This window comes from Stenotrophomonas sp. NPDC078853, assembly GCF_044901215.1.
Classification (GTDB): Bacteria; Pseudomonadota; Gammaproteobacteria; order Xanthomonadales; family Xanthomonadaceae; genus Stenotrophomonas; species Stenotrophomonas lacuserhaii.
Map to the genome: position 1 here is coordinate 184062 of NZ_JBJDOQ010000004.1, position 23737 is coordinate 207798.

The window sequence follows — 23737 nt, forward strand, 5'->3', positions numbered from 1 at the left end:
GTCAGCCGAAGGACTGGGCGCAGCGCGAACATGAAAAACGCCTTGAGCCCGGCCTCGGTTTCAAGCTGTGGGCTCAGATAGGCTTGGTCATGGTGTGCGGCTTAATATCCCTGTACGGGCTGGGGCGCCTGCTGATCTGGCTGCTGCGATAGAGCCTGAGCGAGAGCTGCAATATCTGGATCGTCCTCTCGCTGGGCAATCTCCTGCAGATTCCGCGCCGTAGCCAGGACACCCCCAACCGGCATCGTTGTGGCATGGGCCAGCTTCTTGACGATGGTGGGGTTTGTCATCAGCCGCGCCAGCACGTTTGCACCCACGCCGGTGCCTGCAAGAATCCCGGTTCCTCCAGTGAACAAGCTACCCACCAGTGATGCGCCGTAAGTCATCGCAGCGGCCCGGTTTGCCGTGCCGGACGGGTTGGCGAACACCTGCGAGCCACTCTTGATGTTCTCGGCCACCTGAGCAATGCGGTCCATGTCCTTGCTGAAAGCGGGACCGTGGCGGTCGAACAGCGCGCGCTTGGCCTCTGGGCTCACCTTGTTCCAGTTGGTCAGGAAGGTAGCCGCGCTGAATGCCTCGCCGGAAGCGTCCTGAGCACCAGGATTCGCCATGCCCATGCGCTTGATGACTGCACCCGTTACGGCCTCCTGCCCTTCCTTCGGCAGCGACTGCATCACCGCGCGCAGGGTCGTGCCGCCATCGCGGGTGCCGGACATGGCAGCCGTGTAGATGCGCTCAGGCCCGCCGTTCTTGTCCACGACCCGCTGGACCTGTTCCAGTCGGTCAGCTGCCACACGGGTGTAGTTGTTGGCTCGGCGGGCTGCGCGTACCGCGTCCGGGCCCTGAGCCTGCGCCGCTGCTTCCATGTCGCGCGACAGGCCTGCGTACAGCTGCTTCAGCTCGCGCGTGGGCGTGTCCGGGGAAAGCGAGTAGTCGCTGATCTGCTCGCCGATGTTGGTCCGGATGCGCTTCAACGCTGCGTATGGAATCTGGCCGTTGCCGGCGGCCAAGTCGTCGGTCAAGGTCTGGCGTAGCGCGGCCAGCCTCGGATTGACCAGCGCGCCCGTGGTCGCCGACGCGCCCTGCATGGGCGTGGTCAGCCGGCCGACGGCCTGCATCGTGTTGTTGAGGGCGACCGGCGTGGTTTCCGGAATGTACCGGTCCGCCTGCCAGTACAGCGCCCGCTTCTGTGCGCCGACATTGCGGCCGAACTGCTCCACGCCGCGCTCCACCGCTCGGCCGGCACGCTCGGCGCTGGCGTTCGGGGTGAAGTTGTCAGCCATCTGGCGCAGGCCGGTGCCGATATCGTCCGCCTGCCGCTCGGCGAAGCGGTTCATCACGCCGGCACTGGTCGGGCCGCCTGCAAGCAGGTTCTCTGCGCCCTGAATCATCCGGTTGCCCGATGCCTGTCCAACCGAAGGCGTAGCACCAAGGGCTTCGAAGTCGGCAAGCCGGTTGCGCATCTGCTCGCCCGACGTACCGCGTACGACACCGCGAGCGGCAGAGCCAACGCCAGCTCGCGCCGCACCTGGAGCCAAGCCGCCGATCAGGCCGGCCGCCAGCTGCTGCCCCTGCGATCCGCCGCTCTCGCGCACCGACGACGAGGCGCCAGTACCGGCCGCAGTGGACACGGCCTGCAGCCCCGGCTGGGCCGTCAGAAGGTTGGCGAGCTGGTTCGTGGCCACCGGAGCTGCGCCGCGCCCAAGACTCGCCAGCGCATTGATACCGCCGCCGATGCCGAGCGTGAGGCCCGTGCCCGTCAGCGCCTCGCCAACGTCGCCAAGCACGCGATCGCTGCTGGTCTGCGCCTTAGGCAGTCCGATGCGGTCAGCCAGTGCCACGGCCTCCTCACGGTAAGGCCGCACCTCCTGAGCGCCCACCGCGCGGGCAACCGGGTTCACGATGTAGTTGTTGAAGGCATCGCCGCCGACCGCGCCGAGCAGGCCAGCCGCACCCTGCAGCGTGGATCGTGCGCTGAACGCCAAGTCGCGGCCCACTCCCGGCATCCAGCCATCTGCCTGCCGGCCGCTTGCGGTCGAATCGACCGAGGAGCTGACGCCAGAGAAGTCCGGGCGCTGCGCCTGGACTGCCGGAAGGTCGGTGACCGGCGGTCCATCCGACACGATGGGGTCCGCATCCCACGGCATCGCCGCGGCGGCCTGTGGCGCAGGCGCCGAGACAATGGGGTCGTTGTCCCAAGGATTGGCCATCAGCGCTTCCTCCGCTGGCTACCGTCCGGCGCAATGAACAGCGCTCCGCTCGGCAGTGCGTTGTAGTCGGCAGCGGACTGGATGCGCGCCGGAGCGCTGCCACCCTGCCCGCCCTGAGCCCCCGCAGCCTGCGCCTTGGCCTGAGCCCGGACCATCGCCGCGTTGGCCACCTCGCGGAGATCCTGCAGCGACTGCCGGAATGCCTGCTCGCTCTGGTCACGGTTGAGGCGAGCGATGGCCTGCTCGGCCTTCGTGCCCTCCACCTCGGTGATTGCGCCGCCGCCCTTCAAGCTCTGGAAGGCCTGCAGGAACGTGCCGCCCTTGATCTGGTCGAGCAGGACGCGGAAGTCGGTCGCGTCGGTGCCCGGCAGGTAGTTGCGCGGGTCTGCACGGCCGGATGCGCCGACTGACGTTGCAAGGCCGGGGTGGCTCAGGGCTTGGTCGATCAGATTGACCGCGTTGGTGGACTCCTGCATCACGCGCGGCAGGTTCTGGACAGCGTCAAGACGCGCCTCAGCCTCACCCTTCGCCTGCGCGGTGCCGCCCGCCTGCTGGATGGCGGCGTCGGTGCGCATGGACAGTTCCTGCGGCAGGTAGGCCTGCTGGACGCCGAGTCGGGCCGCTTCGGTCGCTGCCGCCTGATCTTCTGCACGGCGGCCAGTCAGCGGGACGCCGCCGCCGCTTCCAGCCAGAACCATCTGCGATGGGACTTCCTGCCCCGCCGACAGGCTCTGCCGGATCTGCGCCTGCACTTCCGCAGGCAGTGACGGATCGATGTAGGTGGCCTGACCGCCGAGGTTCTGATATCCGCCTTGCGGCGCTGCCGGTGCAGCGGCGGCCGGCGCACCGAGCGACGCGTTGCTGTACCGTCCCGTGCGGCGGTCAAAGGTGACCTGAGTCGGCGTGCCGTTGATGTCGATGCTCAGCGACTGTTGGTTTGCGCCGGCATCGTTGCCGCCGAGGATCTGCGTGCTGCCGTCGCGCATGATGGCCACGCGCTGGCCCTGATCATCAACGTAGGTGGACTGGACGCCAGCGGCGCCATTGCTGCCGCCCGATCCAGACGCCAGAATCTGATGCAACACCTGCTCGTATTCCGGCTGCCAGTCCTGCGCGTAGTCGGCTTCTGTGCCGATACCGGCATTGATGAGGCCGGGCCGGACCGAGCGCCAGGCACCAGCGATCGCGGCGGGGTTCTTCGTGTCGAGCGCGCCTTTGAGGTAGGTTGCCGCGCCGTAGGCCAACTTGCGCTGCCGGTCCTCGTTGCCTTGGAACTGCTGCTGTTGGGACTGGGCTGCCGCCGGGTTGACGACAGCCATGCTGGTCAGTAGCTGCTGGCGCTGTTCCGGCGTGTTGGCTCCGTAGGACTGAGAGGCCAGCTGCGCGAGCTGGTTCTGCTGCCCGCGCGCCCGGCCCATCTCGCCTTGTTCCTGCACGTAGGCCAGCGCATTGAGCGGGCTGAACTGATTGTAGGCCTGAGCCATTACACCCACCCCTTGAAGTTGGCGAGGTTGTTGCCGAACTGACCCGTCGCGCCTGGATTGAACGAGGACTGCCGCTGCTGCAGGTAATTGCTGGCGAGTCCGCCGAGGCCGGCCGTGAGCTGGGACAGGTTGTTGCCCTGCGTCAGCGCTGCCGAACCCGTTGCGTTCGCTCCGTTGGCCAGGTTGTTGCCCACCGCGCCCGCGTAGTTCTGGCCGACACCAGCGAGCGCCGATCCGGAGCTGGCACCCATGTTGGCGAGGCTCATCAGGCTGTTCCGGTACTGGGCGAGCTGCTGGCTCGCCATGCCCTGCGAATAGTTGGTGAGGTCAGCGAGGTTGCCTCCGGAGTACAGGCCGCCGCGGGCCGCAGCGGAGCGTTCAACGCCCTGCTGGCCCTGCTGCAGCGCGAACAGGTAGTCGGGGCTGTTCTGGAAGCCCGAGTAATCGCCAGCGTTCAGGCGGCTGATACCGGCCAGCGCGTTCTGGCCCTCTTGCAGGTAGGGGCTCAGGTCCGAACGGGCCTGCCCATACTGCTGCTGCTGCAGCGCATTGGCCTGCTCACTGGCCCGGTTGGCGGCACTGGCGGCCTTCCCTGCGGCACGATTCTGCAGGAGGGCGCTGCCTACCCCTGCGACGGCTCCGATAGCGGCGACTGGCATTATTCTTCTCCGTGATGCATCTGTTTGGTCAGTTCGAACAGGTCCACGTCAACCGGACCGCTCTCGCGAACCCAGCCATCGGTCACCGTCTGGAAATGCTTGAATCCCTGGCGCTCGGCGAACCGGCGCACGTGCGGCAGGTCGCAGGCCACTTGGGTCAGGACGATCTCGGCCCCGGCCACGTCGAACATGTAGTCCAGCGCCTGCTGGGCGAAGGCATCCACTCCGCGCGTCTTCGGCAAGAACAGCGTGTGGACCTCGTAAGCGTCCGGCGCACGCCGATGGAAGACGAACCCGCCCGCCTCGCCGAACTCCAGCCCGATGCAGTCCATCCACGACGGGCCAAAGCTGATCGCCCCACATCCCTTGCAGGACACGGACGGATAGACTCTCGGGTGATTTGCGACCGCCTCCAGAAGATCGGGGGCGGTGGCGACTCGCATCAGCCGTCCGTCTGCTCAGGCGACAGGACTGCGGTCAGCAGGTCGTGCTTCCGGGCCGAGGACACGCGGACCTTGAACACCCAGTCGCGCGCCAAGCCCAGCCGCTGGATTCGGATGCGCTTGCGGTACTGGCCCACAGCGCCCAAGTCGCGCTCCTTCCAGTTGCTCCACGTCCGGCCGCCGTCCTTGCTGTAGCAGATCAGCACCTTGTGGTCGGTGTCAGCCATTACATTGCTCCGGACATGGCAGTGATCCCGCTCAGGGACGGATTGGGTTCCGTCGCCCAGGTAGCGCCGTCGTTACTGCTTGATTGAATCATTGATGAAGTAGAAAGCACTCCAACTAATACTCTGACGCCGTCGAACACCAAGCCATTTATCTGGCCGGTCGCCAGCAAATTGACCTTGCTCGCAGTCACACCATTGTCGTCGGACGCCCATAGCTCGCCCGTTGATGTGCCCATCAGCAGGCGCACAGTATCTCCGAGTGGATAGGCGAGAATCGCGCTGATGAACCCGTTAGCGGCTCCCGTGAGGGTCAGGTTGCGAACCAGCGTCGAGCCGTCTTTAATTACGGCAAGGCGCGGCTTCCCACCTGCTGCAACGTTGCCACCGATGTACTGCATGTCAGCGCGAGAATGTGCCGCACCCCCAGATGAGCGCGTGACGCCATGTGCCGGTGCAGCACTGAACGTTGCGCCTTGGTCATCGGTGTATGAACTTGATGTTGCGGGGAATGCCGTTACCAGCAATATGCGGCCAGTAAAGGGCCCAGATTTAACCAAAAGCGGACTACCTAAAAACGTGGTAGGCGCGGCCTTGGTCAAATAGGTGGTTCCGCCGTTGGCGCTGACGTAGAAAGCGCCAGAACCCCCCCCTAAAACAACCAGGCTTCCAAGGGAATCTCCACTTCGAATGCCGCCAGATGAGTCAATGACCGAGGATGATTTCGTCCAGCTGGAACCGTCGTCATCACTGTAGTAAGCAGCGCCCGCAACCCACGCGATAAACCGCCCGCCGGCCAATCCGGCGAGGTTGGTTGAAGTGGCGGCAGGGCCAGTGTTGACGTTTGCCCACGTCCCACTCATAAGCCGCCGGTCCACCATGCGAGTGCCAGACGACGCCCCCAGCGCAAGGACTTGCGTTGAGATTCCAATCGAATCCACCCTCTCGGTCCACAAGCCCTTCTTATCGGTCACCCTCAGCGTGAATGAAGAGGCGCCAAGGGTGGTGGCAACCCCGCTGATAGCACCAGACGAAGTGAGCGAGAGACCTGCCGGCAGAACCCCCTCAACGACCGAGATTGAGAATGGAGCTTCGCCCCCCGTAACCGTATAGGAGAATGCTGGATAGGCGATATTCCGCAGGCTATCTGGCGCGTCGCCGTTGAGGACAGGGGATGAAGGCTGCGCCGGGAACGGGATGGCAACAGTGCCTGGCCCCTGCCCAGTGTCGAACACCAGCTCTGCACTGGGGATGCCCAGCCTGCTCTGGTTGTCGCTCAATACCGGCGAGACGCGCTCGCTGATGATCGGCTGACTGCCCTCAAGGTGGTACTCCCAGTCGATCAGCCAGACGCGGCCGGTCTGGAAGTCGCCGCCGTACTTCTTGCCGCTCCACTCGACCACGTGCGTCAGACGCCAGCGGTCCAGCCCGAAAGACTCGCGGCGGTGCCAGAGGCCCGTCACGACGTCGTAGCCGAAGGTCTGGCCATCCGGGAAGGTCAGGTAGTAGACCTTGTGGCCACGGTCCTCCCACACGAAGGCGAAGGCCTGCGCGAGGTTGTACTTGGCGATCTGCTGCTCAAGCGAACGCGTGGACACCGGCTGGGCCGTGTAGCCATTGCCGAGGCGATAAACGATCCCGTCGTCGCCCAGCCACAGCAGGCTGTTGTCCATCCGGGCGATGGTGTCGCGGGACGCGCAGCCCCGCTGCAGGCTCTGACGGCGGTTCTGGAAGGTTCCAGTGGCCGCCCCCGTGTTGTAGAAGAAGTCCGTGGTCCGCTGGCCGAACACAGCCACTTCGTCGCCGATCACCTTCAACCCAACAATCTTGTCGGGCGAAGATTCTGCCTCGGCGCGATCGATGGCGTTGTAGCTCGTAGAGTTGGCCAGATCGGAGTGAAACCAAAATCGGCCGAACGGCTCGACACCGAGCGTGTAGGAATCGAGGTAGTCCGACGAAATCGACCCCGGATAGCCCTCGTCCGTGATCCGCACGAAGGTCTGATCCACCGTGCTGTACACGTACCCGCCACCTGGCTGGCCGTTCTCCACCAGCACCTGGTACCCAGTCTCGAACTGGTTGTGCGTCATCGACACACGGCCGACGCCGGGAATCACCCCAATCGGCACCCCGACGCCGGCATTGGTGATCCGGTACAGGTAGCGGCCCGACACGATCAGGCGCAGGCCCTCGCAGTCGTGCATGCCGCGAATCGGGCCAGTGCCGATCTGCTGATAGGGCTTCAACCCCGGCGGCGTCTCCAGCATCTTCAACGAACGCGTGCCCTCAACCTCCGCCATCACCGGCAGCCAGTTCACCGTGTCCTGGCACGCCCACGGCAGGCTGTCGCTCTTGTAGTAGCCGCCGATCAGGTCAACGGGGGAGGCGCGCATCAGAAGTAATCCGAAGGCACCACAGCGCCTTGGTAGATAGTGGCATTCATGCGGTTGATGGCCCGGAGGCCGGCCGCAGCCTTGCGTGCGATGGTCTCTTCTCGCGCGAATGCGCCGAAGCTCGCCACCAGCGGCTCAGCGATCATGTAGCTGAGATGGGTGAAGTACCGCGCAGGCACATCACCCTCAATGTCGAACGGCAACTTCCCGTCCTGATACAGCTCTTCCAGCACCGACTGGGCAGTGCGATCAACATCAGCAGCCGGGGTCGCCTCGGGCGATTCGTCCGCATCCAACGCGCCGAGGTGCAGAAGTACCTCGCGCACCAGTTCTTTGCGGTCGTACGTGGCCATGCTGGCTCCCTAGAAAAAGAAAGGGGCGGCAAGACGCCGCCCCTTGAACCACCCGAAACAGTTACGCTGCGGCCGGGGCCGACACGTAGCCGGTGACCACGCTCCAGTCCTTGGCACCCGTGGTGCCCTGGCCCCACAGCACCTTCTCGACGCCGCGCAGCTCCATGAAGCCCACGCCGTGCTGGAAGCCGTAGTCGTCTTCCTTGCGGGTGGTGGTCTTCGTGGTCATGGCCCACGCCACGGCCAACGCCTGGGCGCCGCACAGGTAGATCGGCGACACGGGGATCGGCGTGGTTGCGGTGTTGTTGAAGTTGCCGATTTCCGGGATCTCGCGAACCACGACACCATCCCAGTACAGCGAGGTGGTGCCGGTGAACAGCGGGTTGGTCAGGGCACGCTCGCGGGCGTCCTTGTGGACGGTTTCCAGGTCGGTCTTCAAGTCGCGGAAGCCCCGCGAATTGACGAACATGACGTAGGTCTCTTCATCCTCGCCGTAGGTGAACGGACGGATGCCGTCGCCGTTGACGGTCTCGGCCTCCTGGGCAATCTGCCGCATCAGCGACACGGTCTGGCGGTCCAGCCGCATGGTCGCGGTGACGTTGTTGAGCGCGGTCGCATGCGTGGCGCTGTAGTTGCCCACCGCGTCACCGAACAGCACACGGTCCGCGTTGGCCACGGTCCATGCGTTCTTCTGCGTGGCGTTGGCCGTTGCGTAAGGGATGCCCTGCACGGAGCCCAGCGCCCGGATGATGTCGTTGCGCAGATAGCGCATGGACAGGTCCTTCAGCGCCTGGCGCGCTGCATCGCGCACGTCGAAGGCAGAGGCCTGCTCTTCCTCGACGTTGACCACAGTCGCATCGCGCACGACGCCGATGGTGACCTTGTGGCCATCGTTCGGCAGAGCCTTTTCGTTGCCGACGAGGGTGGTGGTACCGGTGTTCGGGCCGGCGTCAGCATCCAGCGCGCCGACGAGGTTGATGGTGATCGCGTCACCCTTCTTCTTGGTCAGGTTGTTCTTGACCTGGATGATGCTGTTCTCGCTGGTGCCCATGTACCGCTTGAAGCGGTTGGCACGGACGTACTCCATGAAGAAGTCGTCGTCCCACTGCTTGGCGCGGACGGCGGTGCTGATGGTGGTGTTGGTCACGGCGGGTTACCTCTCGAAAAGTGACTGGAAGACGGTTGGGTTTGCGGCGTACTCACCGCGGGTGTTGCGTGCCTGGGAGAGGTCAGGCGGGATTTCGGCGGCAGTCTTCTGACGCTGGGCGGCCTTTGCAGCCTGCTCGGCATCCCACTTAGCGCGCAGATCAGCCTCGATCTTGGCGCGGTAGGCTTCCGGGTCCTGCATCTGCTCGAACTCGGCCAGCCTCTTGCCCATCTTGTAGGCGGCCACTGCAGGATTCGCCGCGGTCATGACCTCGCTGGCGACGGCCGGGTTGGATGCGGCATGCCGCATGACAACCGCAAACGCGTCGTCGTAATCGGGGTACTGCTCCCGCGCACTTGCCTCCAATGCCGCATACAGGCGCTGGTTGGTCTCGTTCTGGATCCGCTGCAGGTAACCCTCCGGGTCCTCGTAGTACGAGGGGACCGGCTCCTGCGGCGCCTGCTTGCGCAGATCGTCCAGTTCCTTCTCCAGCTTCTGCCGCTTTTCCCGCTCTGCCTTCATGGCGGCATACGGAACCGTGCCGCTCTCCTTGATTTCCGGGGTCGTCGTCACCTCGGGCGCCTGTTCGGGAGGCGTCTGCACTTCTTCGACCGTTTCCTGCTGATGCACGGGCTCGGGCGGGGTTTCGACGGCCTGGACCGGCTCGACCACCGCTTCGGGCTGCGCCGCAGCAAAATGCTCGTCAAGGAAATCGCGGTTCTCGTTGCTCATTTCTTGCTCCTATCGACCGTCCGCCGTCGTCACGATTCGCGCCATGGCGTGCGCGTCCGCTGCCCCGAGGGGCGAAACTCACCCAACAAAAACCCCGCTCGCTGGCGGGGTCTGTTGGGGTTCCGGCTTCATCGCCGTGATTCGTTCGGTTTCCGCCCGGAATCGCTCGATGCCAAGCTCCTCCTGTCGGATGACCAGCTCCTGCTGCTTCAACTGCAGCTCAGCGCTCTTGATCGCCGCGTCGGCCTGGCTGTCCTGTGCCTTCTGCTCAGCTTCTTGGACGGCCTGCTGCGCCTGCTGGAGCGCCTCCTGCATCTGCTGCATCTGCTGCTGCACCTCGGGCGGGATGCCGCCGGCCTCAAGGTGTTCGAGGATCTGATCCTTGTTGCGGAGGCTGGAGGCCTCGATGATCAGCTTGGTCGGGATCGAAGCTGGATCTGCCTTCTTCAGCTCGATGAGGGACTGGTACTGCTCGCTCTGCAGATTTACCGAGTCGGGCCCATCTTCGAGGATCAGATCAACGTCCAGCTCGGCCAGCGGGTTCTGGATGCCCACGACCTGTTGCAGCGTCGGGTCAGCGCGCAGCTGGGCGATCTGCTCAGGCGCCAGAGGCTGTCCAGCCTGCTCGGCCTGCTCGATCATCACGTCGGCCTGAGTGACGGGCTTATTGATCGCCACCCAACGCATGTTCCGCTCATCGTCGGTGACGCGGATCCAGCGCTCGTCGTCCCAGTACTGCCTGATTCGATACCAGACCTGCCGGTAAACCTCCCAACTCCAGTCCCGCAGCGCCTCGAACACGCCGGCCATCTCGGACAGGCCGGAGGCCATCATCATCTCCTGGGCCCGGCCGCTGGGCGCGCTGGCATCCCCCTCGATTGCGGGGTTCACACCGCTGGCGTCGATCTCGGCCTTGGCCTCCTGCAGCAGGTTGAACTGCCCCTGCGCCAGGGCGATGCCATCAGCCACTTCAAACCGCATGCCGCCGTTGACCTCGACGTACCCGTCCGGCCGCGCCATTTCACGCCGCGCCTGCTCACGGTTATCGACCGCCCCCTTTTCGGCGATGACCTGCCGGCTGTTCAGCAGATGCAGCGCCTTGGACCGACGCTTGTTGATCTCGTCCTGTGGCGAAACCATCCGCCGGACCACGCCATAGCGGTTGTTCTCGCGGTCGATGTACGCCGAAGTCCCGACCAGATCGCACTGCGGAATGCCATGCTCATCCAGATACGGCGAGACCTGGGGGTCGCGCAGGAAGCCGCCGCCGCAGATGATCGCGGTCCACCACGCACCCTTGCGTTTGAATCGATGCTGCAGAACCCGGACGCGGCGGCGCTTCAGGTCGCCCCATGTGAACTGGGGGCGGTCGTCATAGGTGTCCCCGCTGGATGCGGTGCTGCTGTAGCAGCCTTGGATGATCAGGTCTACCGCCGCCTTGTCGGCATCCGGGCCAGCCAAGGCAATGGCGTCCTGCTCGTCCATCCAAAGGACGACGCCCTTGAAATTGGCATCTGAGAAGTCGCGCTTGCGGCTGTGCGGGTCCCAGTAGAACCGGTCCCAAGGAACGGGATTGATTTTGACCTCGAACTTGTCGTCATTGCGCTCAACAGCCACCACCGCAGCGCCCGCGCCCTCAATGAAAAGGCTTTCGGCCGTGCCGGAGCGAACCTGGGAGAAGCGGTTGTTGTCGCAGACGAAGCGGATAGCGTCCGTGGCAGACTCGGATTCAGCCTCATGCTTGGGCGTGCGCGGGTAGGCGCGCGGGTCGGTCCGGATGCGCTTCTCATGCCCGATCAGCGCGTCGATCTTGGGCGCGATACGGTTGCTGATGACGGCGGGCTGCTTGCGCTTGCGCAGCGTCTCCAGCTCATCACCAGACAGCTGCTTCCCGTCGTAATAGTCGCGGTCCCGCTCGGACAGCTCGCGCGCCGGGCGGCAGGTATCTTCCGACTCCCGGAACTGCTGCAGCAGCTCGGCATGGCCGATTTGGTTGTCACTGTCGGTCATACGGTTTTCCAGCTGTCGGAGTCATCATCGGAGTTGATCTCGTAGTCGCGCGACCGGCGTTTGCGATGGTCACTCTCTGCCGGCGAAGCGTTCGCCATGCTGTCCAGCCCTCGGCCGATCAGGCTGCACACGTCAACACCATCGTCCTGGCGTCCGTCCTCGCCGTTGAAGGCGCACAGCTGGTTGAGTAGTCGAACCGCCCACGGCAGCCGCGGGAGGTGAACGGTGCCGGCTGAGGCGCGGGCCGCGAAGCCCAATGCGCGCTCGGCCTTGCTGCCGGCAGATGCCAGCGCGATCCGGTGAGCGAACGTCTGCGTCTCGCGCATCCTCTTGGTGATCGAGGACTCGACCGCCCGCAGGATCACGCCCTTTTCCTCAAAGGCCGCCAGCGGGCGATGCTGGGCGATGAGGCCAATCCAGGCGTCAATCCATTCGGCCGGGTCAGTCTGCCCATACCACCAGTCCACGGCGTACAGGTCACCGGTCGATGCCAGGCCCCACACGCCGTGTTCGGTGAAATCCCCGCCATCCGGCGTCACTGCATAGTCGCTGGCTATGTACAGGTTGAGCCGGCTCGGCAGAACGTCGTAGAACTCGAACCAATCGCGCTTGAACATCAAGCCCGCGGCGCTCCGGCACTGACCTTCCCACACGTGGGAATACAGGTCCTGATTCACCCGCTGCAGCTTCTGACGCTCCTTCTCCAGCTCCTCGGGGAACCACGGGTTGTCACGCCAGTTGATGGTGATGACCAGCGTGTCCGGGTCATCCATCGCGGCCAGCTGGTGGACGTAGTCCTCTTCCTGCTCGGGGTTGTAACTCCACCAGAGCTCTGACCCAGGCTTGCGGATCGTGGGGATCAGCACCGTGGCAGACCGCTCGCTGACCGAGTGGGCCTCCTCGATCCACGCACCGTCAAACCCCTCGTAGGACTTGATCGAGTCGGCCGTATGCTCCTTCAGGCCGGCAAACGCAAACTCACTCTCTGATGCCGACGTTCCAGGCTGGCCCTTGATGGCCTGCTGCTGCACGTCGTAGTAGTAGCCGAGGTTCAGCGACTGAATCTGGTCGGCCAGCAGCCGCAACGATGACTCCTTGATCGACTTCTGTGTCTCGCGGCAGCAAAGCCACCGGGTAGGCTGGATGATCCCGCGCGTGGCCAGCATCCGAGCGATCGACCATGACTTGGCCGAGCCGCGCCCGCCCCTGGCAATCTTGTGGCGACGCCTGTCCGTCCAGAACGGCAACATGGCCGCCGGGACGTCAAGCTGCAGGTTGCTCATGCCTTGCCCGGCTCCACGCCGTTCACGGTGACGCTGACCATCACCCCGACAGGGCCGCCACCGGGGCCGCTCAACTCCTGCTGGATCTTGTCTCCGTACTTACGGGGCTTGAGCTTTGCGGCCACCCACTTCCGCGCGTCCACCCGCAGGCGGTTCCGGGCAACGGCCGTGGAGTCGAATACGACCTCAGTGTTGCCCTCGCCGTCATCATCGCTGGACCCGTGTTTGATGGCGCGAACCGTCGTGCACTCCTCATCGGAAATGCCCACGATCTCGTCAGCCAGGGTCTCGGCCTGCTCCTCCCTCGCGTGCGCGTACATGTCGCGGAAGGTCTCGAAGACAGCCAGCCAGCGAAACACTGTGGCGCGATGCGGCATGCCCTCATCCGCACAGATCGCCTTCAAGCTCTCCCCATCAGCAATGCGGTCACAGATCAACTCCGCCAGTTCTTCGCGGTAGTCGGTCGGTCGGCCGGTCATCACACAATCTCCAACAGGCCAAGGGCGAGTAGCTCGCCTGCCGGCTGGACGCGCGCGCGGAGCTGATGCAGGCCTTCATTCAGCACGTGATCGCCGGGGACAGTGAACTCCAGGCGCCCATCCGAATGCCCAGCCGCTGTCCATGTGGCCCGGACGTGCCTGCCGCCATAGGCGACCACCTGCACTTCGATGGTCTCGCCTGACAGATCAACAGGGCCCGCCTCATCACGCACCCAGCACTCGCACGGAACTGCGGCGCGCCGGATGGCCTGATAGGACCTCTGAGCGACAACGTTCACTGCGCCACCCCGGCACGATCAGCCCTCACCACGGCCTGACAGGCGCGGAGCTGGTCGTCGGCGTCTCGGCCGATTCGAACAACTCGGCCCGCAAACTCTTCTCGGCGCTGGGTGGCCGCATCACGTTCGAGGGTGCCGGCTGCGGTTTGGGACAGGAGGTCGGTGTGGCACGCGGCGAGGTCGTTGCGCAGGCGGAGAGTGCCATCGCGCAGGCCAGCCACAACAGCATCAGCGACGGCCGGGGCGGCTGCGCGGTCTTCTTCATGCTTTGCTCCGATGGCGGCCAGGGTGTCGGCCTGCTTGTGTTCGGTGGCGCGGGCGGCCTGCTCAGTGGTCAAGTCCTGCTTGACGACTGCGACCTCCTGCCGGGCCTCTGCACCCTCAGCGCGATCACCACGCCATGCCCAGCCCGCAGCAAAGCCCAGCGCCATGCCAACAGGCAGCGCTATCAGCAGGATGCGGGTGGTGATCACGGAGAGTCCTTTGTGAGTTCAGGCTGCTTGGCGCCACGAAGGATCAGGGATGCGGACTTGATGAGAAGGCCGGTGACGGCCAGTGCGGTGAGTGACCAACCCGGCATGGCCGAACGCCAGTCATCGGGAAGCTGGCTGTACGCCACGGCTACCGAACCCACCATGAGAGCAGCGGCGTCCAGCTTGGCTGACCACCACTTGTGCCAGTTGTGCAGGTCGGCGACAGGCTCAAGCCCTGCGGCGCGTATCAGCTTCCGCAAGATCATGCTGCACCCACCATGGAATGGATTTCCTCAAACGCCCAGTTGTAGAGCGCCTGCTCGATCACCACGACCCGCGTGTGCGGCTTGCCCCGAATAGTCCGCTTCTCAAGCGACGTGGACTGCTGGATCGCCAGGAGGACGAAGGCGATCCGCTGTTTCACCGGGTCCGGCTCCTGCAGCACCAGCAGCGCATCGCTCACCATCTCCCGGATGGACCCCAGCATCTCCGCTGTCGGCCGGCCGCTACGGTTGTCCAGAACCAACAGGACGCCCTGCAGCTGGCTGATCGGCGAAAGCACCGGTTTTTGCTTAGGCGCAGGCATCAGGCAATACCAAACAGAGATTTGGCCTGCCGAAGCTTCTTTGTGCGGTCGGCGAGGCCATTCGCCCCACCATTGATAGCCTTGGTGACACCAACCACGTCGTCGGCCAGCGCCATGACCTTCAGCCGCGGACGGCGGACGGTCCAATACCACACGGCTGCATCGACCGCGTCCGGAAGCTGAGCCACCAAGCCGGGGGTCTTGACCGCCCGGTCATCACCGTACTTCCACCGGCTGTAGTCGGCGTAGTTGGCGCGTCCGGTCAGCTGGATCAGGCCGCGGCCCTTAAACCGCACGCCGTCGCCCGGCTGCACGTTCCCGAGATCCTTGCGCCCCTCATAGGCCCGGCCAGAGGCGTATTCCTCGGCGGTCTTGAACCCATCAGACTCGTGCGCCACCTGAGCCAGGAAGTGAGCCTTCTCCAACGGAGAGGTGATGCCGTAATTGATGCAGGCGGCTTCCAGTGGCTGGGCATATATCCCAGCTCCCATGGCAGCCGCGACTGTCTCGGTGCTCACCATGAAGTCTCCAATAGGGCGCCCGCCCCGCTGCCAGCTAGGCGCAAGGGTTGATCTGGACGGGGAAGCGGGCAAAGAAAAAGCCCCGGAGGTCCGGGGCTGGGTCGCGTGCGATAGTGGAAGAATGCACCCCAAAGTGCGCGGGCTACAACCGCGCAGCTACGCGGCGTCTTCTCCCTGTAGGGCTGCCCACAGATGGCGGCCTGCCTCGGCCTCGGCATCGCGCATGGCGCAGTAGAGCCAGGTCACGACGCCGGCCCACACTTCCCGGTATCCCGACTCGCTCAGCCCCATGGCCTTGGCCCGGTCGCGGTTGGATGTGCCCTCAGCGCCGAACAGGTCCAGCACCGCGATGCGGACCACGTCTTCCAGCCGATCCTCCAGCTTCTCCGGCCAGCGATGGGCCCGGGCCTCGTCAACTGCTGCGTCCAGCGACGACCGTGTCTTGAAGTCCAGCGCCGCCCGGTGATAGCGGGACAGGGATACGACCAGTCCGCGCTCCACCTTGGCCTCAATGTAGGCCTGCTCCCTGGCGCTCCACTCGTCCATGACCAGCCGGTGGATGGTTGCGCTGATCTTGGACGCGCGCAGGGCTGCGCCGTCTGGCCATGCGCCGTACTCCAGAAGGTCACGCCCCAGCCCGGCCGGCACGAAGGCCAGCGCCGCGGCGATGTCCTGGTTGGTCAGCTCAGGGATTCCGCCCCGACCGCTGTTGATCTTGATCGACTGGGGGTAGAGGCGCGCCAGTAGTTCCCGGACATCAGCCATTGGTGTTCTCCTGAGTGAAAGGGGTGATGCCGAAAATGGGGGTGGAAGGCATGACCGGCTTGGCCCGTGCCTTCCGCATTGCGACCACGAAGGAGTGCGCGCGGCACTTGGTCAGTCCGAACTCCCGGACTAGATCGATGGTCCGGGGGATACGGACGGGGTAAGCCGCTGCGATCCTGAATGCCATGAGCTTTGATCCTGATACGTCGCCGCTCATACCCCCTCCTCGCTGATCCGGACGACGACCTGGCCGCCCTTGCGGACCTCTTCGCTGACCAGTGGGTGGCTGATGAACCGCTTGTCGTCTATGCCGAGGGCGTCGGCGATCCCGTCCCTGTAGGGCTTGAATCGGGCCAGCATGTTGTCGTCGTCGGGCAGGCGCTTGGTCGGCGGGTGGAAGGTGACGTGCAGGTGCAGCCGACCATCCGGAAGGTCGGCCCCATTCCAGTCCGCCAGCACCGCCATGACCATCGCTGACCTACGGACGTTCTTGGTGGTCTGCGCCTTCTGTCGCCAATGAACTCGGGCATTGGGCGACAGGTCCTTGTGCGGCCACGGCAGGATCAGCTCCTTCATGCCGCCACCCCCAGCCCAAGCATCTGGTCCTGCCGCGCGATCAGCTCGTTGTCGCTGCCGAACGTGGCGTGGAACGGCTTGCTGCCCTCGGCGAGGCTGGGGCCGTAGTGGGCGCGCATCTCTTCGTGGGTGCAGCCGAAGCCGACTAGACCTCTATGGTGCCAAGGGCAAAGGCCGATCCCGAACATGTGTCCGCGCCGGCGCCCGCCGCTCAGCAGGTGGTGGTAGTCGCAGCCTGGATGCACCATGAAGTTCCACGGCGCGCCGGGCATCTCGCCCCAGATGACGCAGGCCACGCACAGGCCTTCCTTGCAGGCCACGATGCGAGCTGCCTCGGCTGCGGTCGGGGTGGTGGTTGAGAGGCCGCGCTTCATCGGCGTACCTCCCAGCGATATCGGGTCTTCGCCGCGCGGCAATAGGCCTCCGCTATTTCAGCGCAGTTCTGCCGAGCAAAACTGAGCCCTGCCAGAATAAGGCCCAGCCGACACAAGCGATCCCATGGAGCATCAGCCAAAATCCACTTGCCGTCGCCGCACTGTGAGCGATCCGCACGGACGACATCCCGCAAACGGCGCTTCGCCACGGTGGAAGAGTCGAAGTTCCACGGGTCGTCTATCGGATTCATGGAGTTCAATGCATCTTGGCTTGAGATGAGCCACCTCCATTCGGATCTCTGGCACATAGCGAATGGGTTGGGGTTCATCACGCCGAACTGCTGGATGGACGCCCTCTGCTCAATCGCGCTCATGGCGTCACCTCCGGCGGCGCCGGCAGCGGCTGCCAGTGAGAAACGTCCTCAACGTACTCGTGATCCCATGCGCAATGGACCCCGCCTTCGTACTGGCAGTCCATGTGCTCGCTCGTGAGGATCAAGGCTGTGAACTGCCCGATCCCTTGCTTGAACGCTTGGAACTCCGTCCCATCCTTCGGCGCCGACTCGATGGGCTGCCACTGCGGGGCGCGGGTGTTCCAGTGCTTTGTCATTGAGGCGCGCAGAGAATCGATGCCATAGCGGAGAGTGCGCTGGTTCCTCTGGACGCAGCCCAGAGCTGTGCACTTCAGCGTGAGCCCATCGCTCTTGTAGGGCACGAACTCGGCGCTACCTCCGCAGAACGGGCAAGGAAGCAACTCCGTAGTGCTGGTGTCGATCGGTTCGAGGTTCATGCGGCTTCTCCATTAGGCGCCCTGCAGTAACTGCAGATTCTTCCGCCATGTGCTTTCACGAATGCGTGTGAGCCACAGCCGGAGCATTTGGTTTTTTCACTAGCATGCTGCCGACGGCTCTCGGTGCGCCGGACCTGCGCGAGTGCCTTCGCTAGCTCTGCCTCATGTTTCAGCCGAGCTAGTTTTTCTGGATGCGAACTCCCCCTACCTGCATCGGGGTACCAGTAATCGACGCTCATCACGCTGCCCTCTGCTGTTTGGTGGTCGGCGCCTGCTCCGGGAACTGCAGCCACACGCCATGTCGGTGGTAATGGGCCTGTACGGCCTCCAGGTACTGCGAAAGCTGCGGGGTCTTCATCAACGACGTGACCGGGTAGAAGCTCATCAGCGCGAGCTTGTCCTCGTAGGCCATCGGCTTGACGATGCGGTCGTACGTGGCCCGGTAGTCCTCTTCCTCGACGCGCAGGATCGGCACGCCGAAGTGCAACTTGCAGAAGGACTTCACGCCGAGCACCGTGTCCTCGCGCAGCTCGCGGGCAACCTGCTCGTACCACGCGTGGCTTATGGCGTTCTGGTCCAGGCTGCGCGGCTTGCCGTCGTTGATGGTGACCGTCACGTAGCGGCGAGCTTGATAGCTCTCGCGCAGCTGCCCGATGGCCTCCTGCAGGGCGTGGTCGCTGTTGACGATCAGTTTGGTGCTGCTCATCCCTTCCTCCTGATCTCGTCATCCCGCTGGTCCCAGCCCGCCAGCCAGTTCTGGCGCCAGCGCTGGCCGTCCTCGCCCATCGCGTACTTCGGGCAGTCCGCCCGGTCCTTGTGGGCGTCTCGCATGTGCCGGCCTGCCTCTTGGGCTGCGGCGAGTTGTTGGGTGGTCACCACGCGTCACCCCCGAAGTCAGCGAACCGCATCGTTTCGCCCATGAACCGGACCCTCTTGAAGCCGGTCGGCCCGTGGCGGTTCTTCTCGATCAGTATCTCGGCGATCCCCTTGTCCGCCGAATCGCGGTTGTAGACCTCGTCGCGGTAGAGCATCAGGATCTGATCGGCCTCTCGCGTCAGCTCGTCGCTGTTGGCGAGGTCGCCAGCGTTGGGGCGCTTGTCCACCCGCGTCTCGACGCCCTTCACGACCTGGGCCAGTGCGACGACAGGGATGTTCAGCGAGCGGGCGAGATCCTTCATGCCCTGAGCAACCAGCGACACTTCGGTGATCCGGTCGGCTCGCGGCACGCGGATGCGCTGGGCGTAGTCGATGTACAGGACGCCGATGTTGTGGGCGTGCTTCCACTTGCGGGCGATTCCGATCAGCTCGTCCAACGTCACCGCTGACCGGTCGTAGATCCACATTTCGCGGGGGATGGCATCGGCCATTCCGTACTTCAGCTTGTCCCACTGCTCTTCATCGATCTGCCCCGAACGAAGCACCGAGGCGGGCACCGAGGAGACCAACGACAGGCGGCGCAGCGCCATCTGTACCGCAGGCTGCTCCGCACTGATGACACCGGGGCGTTTCCCCGCCTCAGCAGATGCCTCCACCAGGCCTCCGAGAAACGCAGTCTTCCCCATGGCCGGACGGCCGCCGATGATGGTCAGGTCGCTGTCGTGGAACCCGCCGAGGATCTCGTCCAGCTCTTTCAGGCCAGTCGTAATGCCCGGAAGCTTTCCGCCGTTGGCGTGAGCGCGCGACGTCTCATCCCACGCCCTTTGCATCGCCTGCTTGCCGGTGAACTCGCACTCGGTCACGGCGGCGTTGAGCGCCAGGAGACGGCCAGCGGCAATGTCCACGGCATCGTCCTCACCGGCTCGGGCAGCGGCCACCAGCTGCAGGCCCACGTTCACGGCCTCACGGCGCCGCCAGTTGTCCCGGACGATCTCGGCATAGCCAACGACCGACGCGGCGCTGGGGACGGTGCTGGCGAGGTGCAGGGCGTAGTCGAAGTCATCCGGAGACGCCTCGCCGATGGTCACCGCGTCGGCGTCCTCACCAGCCAGCACCCGGTCACGGATCAGGCCGAATACACGGGACCGCTGCGGCGAGGTGAACTGGTCCGCGCTGATCAGCGGCGCGACGTCGTGGAAGCGCAGGTTCTGCAGCAGCAGGCCGCCGATCACAGCCTCTTCGGCAAATGCGGGGTTCTGCCCGTTCACAGCGCCCTCCTCCCGCCGCCCGGCTGACTCGCCACCAGCTGGAGAACCTGCGCCGGAGCGTTCTCGTTGGCGCGGCCGATCCAGCCGTTGAGGAACTTCGGCGTCCCACGCCGGGTCTTCCGGTTCGCAGGGTTGGCCACCGCCCACGCCCTGGCCTTGCGGATCTCGCCGACCACGTCCACTCGGGGATAGGCCGCCCGCAGCTCGGCCAGCTCGGCATCCGTCACGGCGTACTCCGACCCGTCGCTCAGCGGCAGGGTCAAAACTTCGGATTTCGGCCCCTCAGGATTAGGAACAGAAACAGGAGCAGGAACAGGAGAGTTTCCTAACGGTTCGGGAACCGTTTCGAAAACTCCAGCCGAGGCGAGAACTTCACTCTTGAACAACACGCCATCAGGAAGAGCCTGAGCAAGCTTGGCGATGGACTTCTGCTGGTTCGGGTTGTCCGGCTTGTTCCACTTGGTGAACTTGATGATCCACACGACCTTTGTCGTCGGGTCGTACTTCACGAACCCAGCATCGACAAGGGTTTTCAAACCGTTCTGGAACCGTTCCGGAACCCACCCCAAATCCTCGCAAGCGTAGGCATCAGGCAGGCGGAATGCGCCCAGCATGGTGGTGTGCTGGCTGGTCATCAGGTAGATCGCCAGCAGCCGGGAGTCAGAGTCGAGCCCGAGAATCGTCTCGCTCGCCCAGAAGCCGGTATGGATCTTTCCGTAGTCGCGCATTACATGGCTCCCAACAGGTCAGGCTGCGGCGTAGCCGACCGACGGGCTTCCGCCCTGGCCTGCTCGTCCGCGCATCGGGACAGGTGCGTACTGGCTTCCTCGGGAGTCAGCGGTGAACTGGATTGCGCCAGCTCGACGCACTCGCTCAGCCGCTGCAGGTACTGGCTTCGGTTCATGGGTGGACCTCATCAGGTCGGCCAGACGCTCTACTTCGCAGATGCCTTCAAGGGCGGCCTGGAGGTTGAGGAACTGGCGCAGGAGGTTGGAGCCGGTGGCGGCGCACAGGGGGCCGATCAGCTTCTCGGGAATCGGGCGGACGCCGTTCTGCATCCGGGATACATAGGACTTGGTCTTGCCGATGCAGGCAGCGACGTAGTCCAGCTTGTGGTGGCCGGCGCGGATCATCACGGCCAAGGCCTGAGCGGCCGTTTCGATCTGTCGAACGATCTGCGGGGAAGCGTCCTTCGGGGCGTGATGTACGCCGAATGCCAGCCTCAGCTCTTTTTGGTTGCCAAGCGTTTCCATGCGTTTCCTATCGTTTCCAAAGCTGTTTTGGCGGAATAAAGGCCCAACCCGAAGCGGATTGAGCCAAGTGAAGTCAGTGGTGATGCGGAATCAGAACGTCGTTGAAATCGTGCGAGTCGCGGGCCGTCTGTTCGTGCTGCGGCACGTCGGTGACAAGGTGCGAGTGGACAAGGTGGAAACCCGCCGTCCTGGCCCGGTCTACGGAACCGGCACCGTGGTGCCCTTCCCTGCTCGGGGCCGGTGAGGTGGGCATGTCAGGCGCGCTTGCGCTTCACAGACCGCAACGGGCCGAAAACGTCGGACCTGACAAGACGGGTGTAGGGAGGAATGCCGCGGTACTTCCAGTTGTGGACGCGTTGCGTCCCGCCGGGCATGACGAAACCCAGCTTTCGGGCGACAGAGGCCGGACCACCGAGCGAATCAATCAGCTCGGCATCGGGGTGCAGTTCGAGTGTGGGATTCGCGCTCATGGAGACATTACACGCCATGTTTAATGCATTGTCAACACCACGTGTAACAACGCCGCGTGTAGCTGCCGGACAATGCCGAATGGCCGAAATGCACGAATCTATGCGCCGCCTCTACCAGGCCGCCGCCGCCCTCTCGCCGCCGATCAGCGGGCAATCTGAGCTCGCCCGGCGCGTGGGCCAGTCTCCGCAAACCGTTAACAACTGGGAATCCCGAGGCATCTCGGCCGCTGGAGCCACAAAGGTCCAACAGATGCTTGGCATCAGCTCAACCTGGACCCGTGAAGGCATCAGCCCGATGTTCGTTGCCCAAGCGCCCCCTGTGGATAACCTGTCTCACTCTGTGGCACAGCAACGCCAGATGATGGCCGCAACGGTCACCCTCCTCCGGCACATCGAGGAGAACGTTTTAGAGCCAATTCCGGACGAACGACGGTCGGAGCTACTTGATCTAGTGACAGACGAGATCATCGAGCGCTGGACGCAGGGCATTGCTACGACAGATCTCACGGACGCCGGCAAGCGAGTGATAGGCAAGTTGCGAACAGGAGGCAGGTAAATGTCAGTCAGCAGCAGGGAAATGCAGAAGGCCGCTCGCAAGATTGCGGCATCCATGGGGGTCGGGTTGAAGCGCCCTCCCTCCCATCTAACCGTAGTTGAGGACGAAGCATCGAATGGCCTGACAGCCCTTCAGCGCGACGTCCACTACTCGCGCATCCGTGACCTGGGCAACATGTATTGGCTGAACTGGCTCATCCGCCAGGAAACCATGCAATGCGACGGGATCATGGAATGCCTTGGAGATGAGGAACTGATCGCCCTGCTGGTGAAGATGCAGCGCGCGAAGGACTGCCGTGAGGAGGGGGTTGGTTTTGATGAAGTGCCCGGCCTAGTCAGGTCGGCAATGGTGGACTACTGAAAACTACTAGGGGGCAAGGATGAAGGGGTTACTCATAGCCGCAGCTATCGCGGCCAGCTTGACGGGCTGTGCGAGCGGCTACTCACAGTTCTACAAGGAACTGCCAGACGCCAGTGAGGTGGTCGCCAGACGAGCCCAGGTGGCGCCGGAGCGACCGATCGTTGAGCGGACGTCAGAGCTTGATGCGATGAGCATTGCCATGAGCTATTACGCAAAGGGTGGCTACGCACCCATTGGTTATGCATCGTTTAACGGGGCTGCTGGAGTTTCAGAAGCCAAAGCCATCAAGCAGGCAGTCGAGGTAGGCGCTGACCTGGTGGTGGTGACCAACCCGGCTTATACAGGGACGAACAATTCAGTTATCCCTATCACCACGCCTACTAGCAGCACGTCCTATACGAACTCCAGCGCAACGGCCTATGGGTCGGGTGGAGTTGTGAACGCTTACGGACAGGCGACCACCACAACGTATGGAAGCCAGACCAACTACATCCCCGTGTCTACCGACCGATATGACTATGGCGCTCTATTTTTCGTGAAGCCCAAGCAGACTTTCGGCATGCTGGTGGCTCCGCTCAGCTCCGAAGATAGGGCTTCAAATGGAACCAACCAGGGCGTCAAGGTGATCGGCCTTGTGGAAGGCTTGCCTGCTTATAGAGCAGACATCCTTGTCGGTGACACCATCATCGAGATCGATGGCAAGCCAGTCTTCACTGCTGATGAGTACAGGGCCGCTGCTGATCGGGCAGCTTTAAGCAGGGAACCCCTGAGCTTCACCCTGCTGAGGAGCGGGAACAGGGTAGTCAAGGCCATCCGCCCGAACTAAACCAGATCCTGAACGGAATCGAAGCCGTTCAGGATTTTTTACGCTTCGAGTTTAAACATGGTGTTGACTCCGAGTTACACGTGATGTTTAATTAACCCGTCGGCCAGCAAGGCCATCCAGACGGGAATCGAAATGGCAGCCCAGCAGTTCAACGCAACCCCGGAGCAGCTCGCAGTCCTGATCCAGTTCTGCCGCAGCCGCGTCCAGGAACATGACTTCTACGCTGGCGCTGATCTTCGCGCTGCCGTCGAGGCTGTGTCTGGCCCCTGCTTCGCGGAAGTCGATGGCGAGATGGTCGCCATCAACTCCGACGGCACGGAGGCCTGA

Annotated in this window: 32 protein-coding genes; 5 read left to right on the top strand and 27 right to left on the bottom strand. The window is 63.9% G+C overall.

Annotation, left to right across the window (positions count from 1 at the left end; all coding sequences use genetic code 11):
* Positions 1–101: 101 nt before the first annotated feature.
* The 26 genes from ACI2JH_RS06450 to ACI2JH_RS06575 form a co-directional block, all read right to left on the bottom strand.
* On the bottom strand, positions 102–2210 hold the full coding sequence (locus ACI2JH_RS06450; RefSeq protein WP_404735709.1) for a hypothetical protein: 2109 nt from the start codon (positions 2208–2210) through the stop codon (positions 102–104).
* The gene (locus tag ACI2JH_RS06455; protein ID WP_404735710.1) at positions 2210–3694 is read right to left on the bottom strand and encodes a hypothetical protein; all 1485 of its coding nucleotides are present in this window, start codon (positions 3692–3694) and stop codon (positions 2210–2212) included. The genes ACI2JH_RS06450 and ACI2JH_RS06455 overlap by 1 nt, the downstream gene beginning before the upstream one ends.
* Positions 3694–4353, bottom strand: coding sequence for a hypothetical protein (locus tag ACI2JH_RS06460; RefSeq protein ID WP_404735711.1), 660 nt, complete (start codon positions 4351–4353; stop codon positions 3694–3696). The genes ACI2JH_RS06455 and ACI2JH_RS06460 overlap by 1 nt, the downstream gene beginning before the upstream one ends.
* Positions 4353–4796: a hypothetical protein gene (locus ACI2JH_RS06465; protein WP_404735712.1), complete on the bottom strand. Its 444-nt coding sequence runs from the start codon at positions 4794–4796 to the stop codon at positions 4353–4355. The genes ACI2JH_RS06460 and ACI2JH_RS06465 overlap by 1 nt, the downstream gene beginning before the upstream one ends.
* Positions 4796–5023: a hypothetical protein gene (locus tag ACI2JH_RS06470; RefSeq protein ID WP_404735713.1), complete on the bottom strand. Its 228-nt coding sequence runs from the start codon at positions 5021–5023 to the stop codon at positions 4796–4798. Before ACI2JH_RS06470 ends, ACI2JH_RS06465 begins: the two co-directional genes overlap by 1 nt.
* The gene (locus tag ACI2JH_RS06475) at positions 5023–7413 is read right to left on the bottom strand and encodes a putative Ig domain-containing protein (RefSeq protein WP_404735714.1); all 2391 of its coding nucleotides are present in this window, start codon (positions 7411–7413) and stop codon (positions 5023–5025) included. The genes ACI2JH_RS06470 and ACI2JH_RS06475 overlap by 1 nt, the downstream gene beginning before the upstream one ends.
* A complete protein-coding gene (locus tag ACI2JH_RS06480; RefSeq protein WP_404735715.1) occupies positions 7413–7766 on the bottom strand; it encodes a hypothetical protein in 354 nt (117 codons plus the stop codon). Before ACI2JH_RS06480 ends, ACI2JH_RS06475 begins: the two co-directional genes overlap by 1 nt.
* Before the next feature lie 61 nt (positions 7767–7827).
* The gene (locus ACI2JH_RS06485; RefSeq protein WP_404735716.1) at positions 7828–8913 is read right to left on the bottom strand and encodes a DUF4043 family protein; all 1086 of its coding nucleotides are present in this window, start codon (positions 8911–8913) and stop codon (positions 7828–7830) included.
* Between the two features lie 6 nt (positions 8914–8919).
* Positions 8920–9645: a hypothetical protein gene (locus ACI2JH_RS06490; RefSeq protein ID WP_404735717.1), complete on the bottom strand. Its 726-nt coding sequence runs from the start codon at positions 9643–9645 to the stop codon at positions 8920–8922.
* Positions 9646–9723: 78 nt separating this feature from the next.
* The gene (locus ACI2JH_RS06495) at positions 9724–11655 is read right to left on the bottom strand and encodes a hypothetical protein (RefSeq protein WP_404735718.1); all 1932 of its coding nucleotides are present in this window, start codon (positions 11653–11655) and stop codon (positions 9724–9726) included.
* Positions 11652–12938: a PBSX family phage terminase large subunit gene (locus ACI2JH_RS06500; RefSeq protein WP_404735719.1), complete on the bottom strand. Its 1287-nt coding sequence runs from the start codon at positions 12936–12938 to the stop codon at positions 11652–11654. Before ACI2JH_RS06500 ends, ACI2JH_RS06495 begins: the two co-directional genes overlap by 4 nt.
* Positions 12935–13417 carry a terminase small subunit protein gene (locus ACI2JH_RS06505; protein ID WP_404735720.1) on the bottom strand — a complete coding sequence of 161 codons (483 nt, stop codon included), beginning with the start codon at positions 13415–13417 and terminating at the stop codon, positions 12935–12937. The genes ACI2JH_RS06500 and ACI2JH_RS06505 overlap by 4 nt, the downstream gene beginning before the upstream one ends.
* A gap of 295 nt (positions 13418–13712) precedes the next feature.
* Positions 13713–14189 (bottom strand): hypothetical protein, encoded by a 477-nt coding sequence (locus ACI2JH_RS06510; protein WP_404735721.1) that lies wholly within the window; start codon positions 14187–14189, stop codon positions 13713–13715.
* Positions 14186–14455, bottom strand: a complete 270-nt coding sequence (locus tag ACI2JH_RS06515) for a hypothetical protein (RefSeq protein ID WP_404735722.1) — start codon at positions 14453–14455, stop codon at positions 14186–14188. The genes ACI2JH_RS06510 and ACI2JH_RS06515 overlap by 4 nt, the downstream gene beginning before the upstream one ends.
* A complete protein-coding gene (locus ACI2JH_RS06520; RefSeq protein ID WP_404735723.1) occupies positions 14452–14775 on the bottom strand; it encodes a hypothetical protein in 324 nt (107 codons plus the stop codon). The genes ACI2JH_RS06515 and ACI2JH_RS06520 overlap by 4 nt, the downstream gene beginning before the upstream one ends.
* Positions 14775–15296 carry a glycoside hydrolase family 19 protein gene (locus ACI2JH_RS06525; protein WP_404735724.1) on the bottom strand — a complete coding sequence of 174 codons (522 nt, stop codon included), beginning with the start codon at positions 15294–15296 and terminating at the stop codon, positions 14775–14777. The genes ACI2JH_RS06520 and ACI2JH_RS06525 overlap by 1 nt, the downstream gene beginning before the upstream one ends.
* Before the next feature lie 156 nt (positions 15297–15452).
* Entirely contained in the window at positions 15453–16061 is a 609-nt protein-coding gene (locus ACI2JH_RS06530; protein ID WP_404735725.1) for a hypothetical protein, read from the bottom strand.
* Positions 16062–16274: 213 nt separating this feature from the next.
* On the bottom strand, positions 16275–16637 hold the full coding sequence (locus tag ACI2JH_RS06535) for a hypothetical protein (RefSeq protein ID WP_404735726.1): 363 nt from the start codon (positions 16635–16637) through the stop codon (positions 16275–16277).
* A complete protein-coding gene (locus ACI2JH_RS06540; protein WP_404735727.1) occupies positions 16634–17011 on the bottom strand; it encodes a Ref family recombination enhancement nuclease in 378 nt (125 codons plus the stop codon). Before ACI2JH_RS06540 ends, ACI2JH_RS06535 begins: the two co-directional genes overlap by 4 nt.
* Positions 17008–17385: a hypothetical protein gene (locus ACI2JH_RS06545; protein ID WP_404735728.1), complete on the bottom strand. Its 378-nt coding sequence runs from the start codon at positions 17383–17385 to the stop codon at positions 17008–17010. Before ACI2JH_RS06545 ends, ACI2JH_RS06540 begins: the two co-directional genes overlap by 4 nt.
* Complete coding sequence (locus ACI2JH_RS06550) at positions 17382–17801, bottom strand: DUF551 domain-containing protein (protein WP_404735729.1); 420 nt, start codon at positions 17799–17801, stop codon at positions 17382–17384. The genes ACI2JH_RS06545 and ACI2JH_RS06550 overlap by 4 nt, the downstream gene beginning before the upstream one ends.
* Positions 17802–18039: 238 nt before the next feature.
* Entirely contained in the window at positions 18040–18507 is a 468-nt protein-coding gene (locus ACI2JH_RS06555; protein WP_404735730.1) for a hypothetical protein, read from the bottom strand.
* Complete coding sequence (locus ACI2JH_RS06560; protein WP_404735731.1) at positions 18504–18632, bottom strand: hypothetical protein; 129 nt, start codon at positions 18630–18632, stop codon at positions 18504–18506. Before ACI2JH_RS06560 ends, ACI2JH_RS06555 begins: the two co-directional genes overlap by 4 nt.
* 41 nt (positions 18633–18673) lie before the next feature.
* Positions 18674–19945: a replicative DNA helicase gene (locus ACI2JH_RS06565; protein WP_404735732.1), complete on the bottom strand. Its 1272-nt coding sequence runs from the start codon at positions 19943–19945 to the stop codon at positions 18674–18676.
* Positions 19942–20673, bottom strand: a complete 732-nt coding sequence (locus ACI2JH_RS06570) for a hypothetical protein (protein WP_404735733.1) — start codon at positions 20671–20673, stop codon at positions 19942–19944. The genes ACI2JH_RS06565 and ACI2JH_RS06570 overlap by 4 nt, the downstream gene beginning before the upstream one ends.
* Before the next feature lie 18 nt (positions 20674–20691).
* Entirely contained in the window at positions 20692–21198 is a 507-nt protein-coding gene (locus tag ACI2JH_RS06575) for a hypothetical protein (protein WP_404735734.1), read from the bottom strand.
* A 67-nt stretch (positions 21199–21265) separates the two neighbouring features.
* On the opposite strand from ACI2JH_RS06575, the gene ACI2JH_RS06580 reads away from it, so the two are divergent.
* Positions 21266–21442: a hypothetical protein gene (locus ACI2JH_RS06580; protein ID WP_404735735.1), complete on the top strand. Its 177-nt coding sequence runs from the start codon at positions 21266–21268 to the stop codon at positions 21440–21442.
* Between the two features lie 10 nt (positions 21443–21452).
* Here ACI2JH_RS06580 and ACI2JH_RS06585 read toward each other — a convergent pair whose 3' ends face one another.
* Positions 21453–21668 carry a hypothetical protein gene (locus ACI2JH_RS06585; RefSeq protein ID WP_404735736.1) on the bottom strand — a complete coding sequence of 72 codons (216 nt, stop codon included), beginning with the start codon at positions 21666–21668 and terminating at the stop codon, positions 21453–21455.
* Positions 21669–21747: 79 nt separating this feature from the next.
* On the opposite strand from ACI2JH_RS06585, the gene ACI2JH_RS06590 reads away from it, so the two are divergent.
* From ACI2JH_RS06590 to ACI2JH_RS06605, 4 genes are all read left to right on the top strand, one after another.
* Positions 21748–22224 carry a helix-turn-helix domain-containing protein gene (locus tag ACI2JH_RS06590; protein ID WP_404735737.1) on the top strand — a complete coding sequence of 159 codons (477 nt, stop codon included), beginning with the start codon at positions 21748–21750 and terminating at the stop codon, positions 22222–22224.
* Positions 22225–22245: 21 nt separating this feature from the next.
* Positions 22246–22584, top strand: a complete 339-nt coding sequence (locus ACI2JH_RS06595) for a hypothetical protein (RefSeq protein WP_404735738.1) — start codon at positions 22246–22248, stop codon at positions 22582–22584.
* A gap of 19 nt (positions 22585–22603) precedes the next feature.
* The gene (locus tag ACI2JH_RS06600; RefSeq protein ID WP_404735739.1) at positions 22604–23410 is read left to right on the top strand and encodes a PDZ domain-containing protein; all 807 of its coding nucleotides are present in this window, start codon (positions 22604–22606) and stop codon (positions 23408–23410) included.
* Between the two features lie 132 nt (positions 23411–23542).
* Positions 23543–23737 carry a hypothetical protein gene (locus tag ACI2JH_RS06605; protein ID WP_404735740.1) on the top strand — a complete coding sequence of 65 codons (195 nt, stop codon included), beginning with the start codon at positions 23543–23545 and terminating at the stop codon, positions 23735–23737.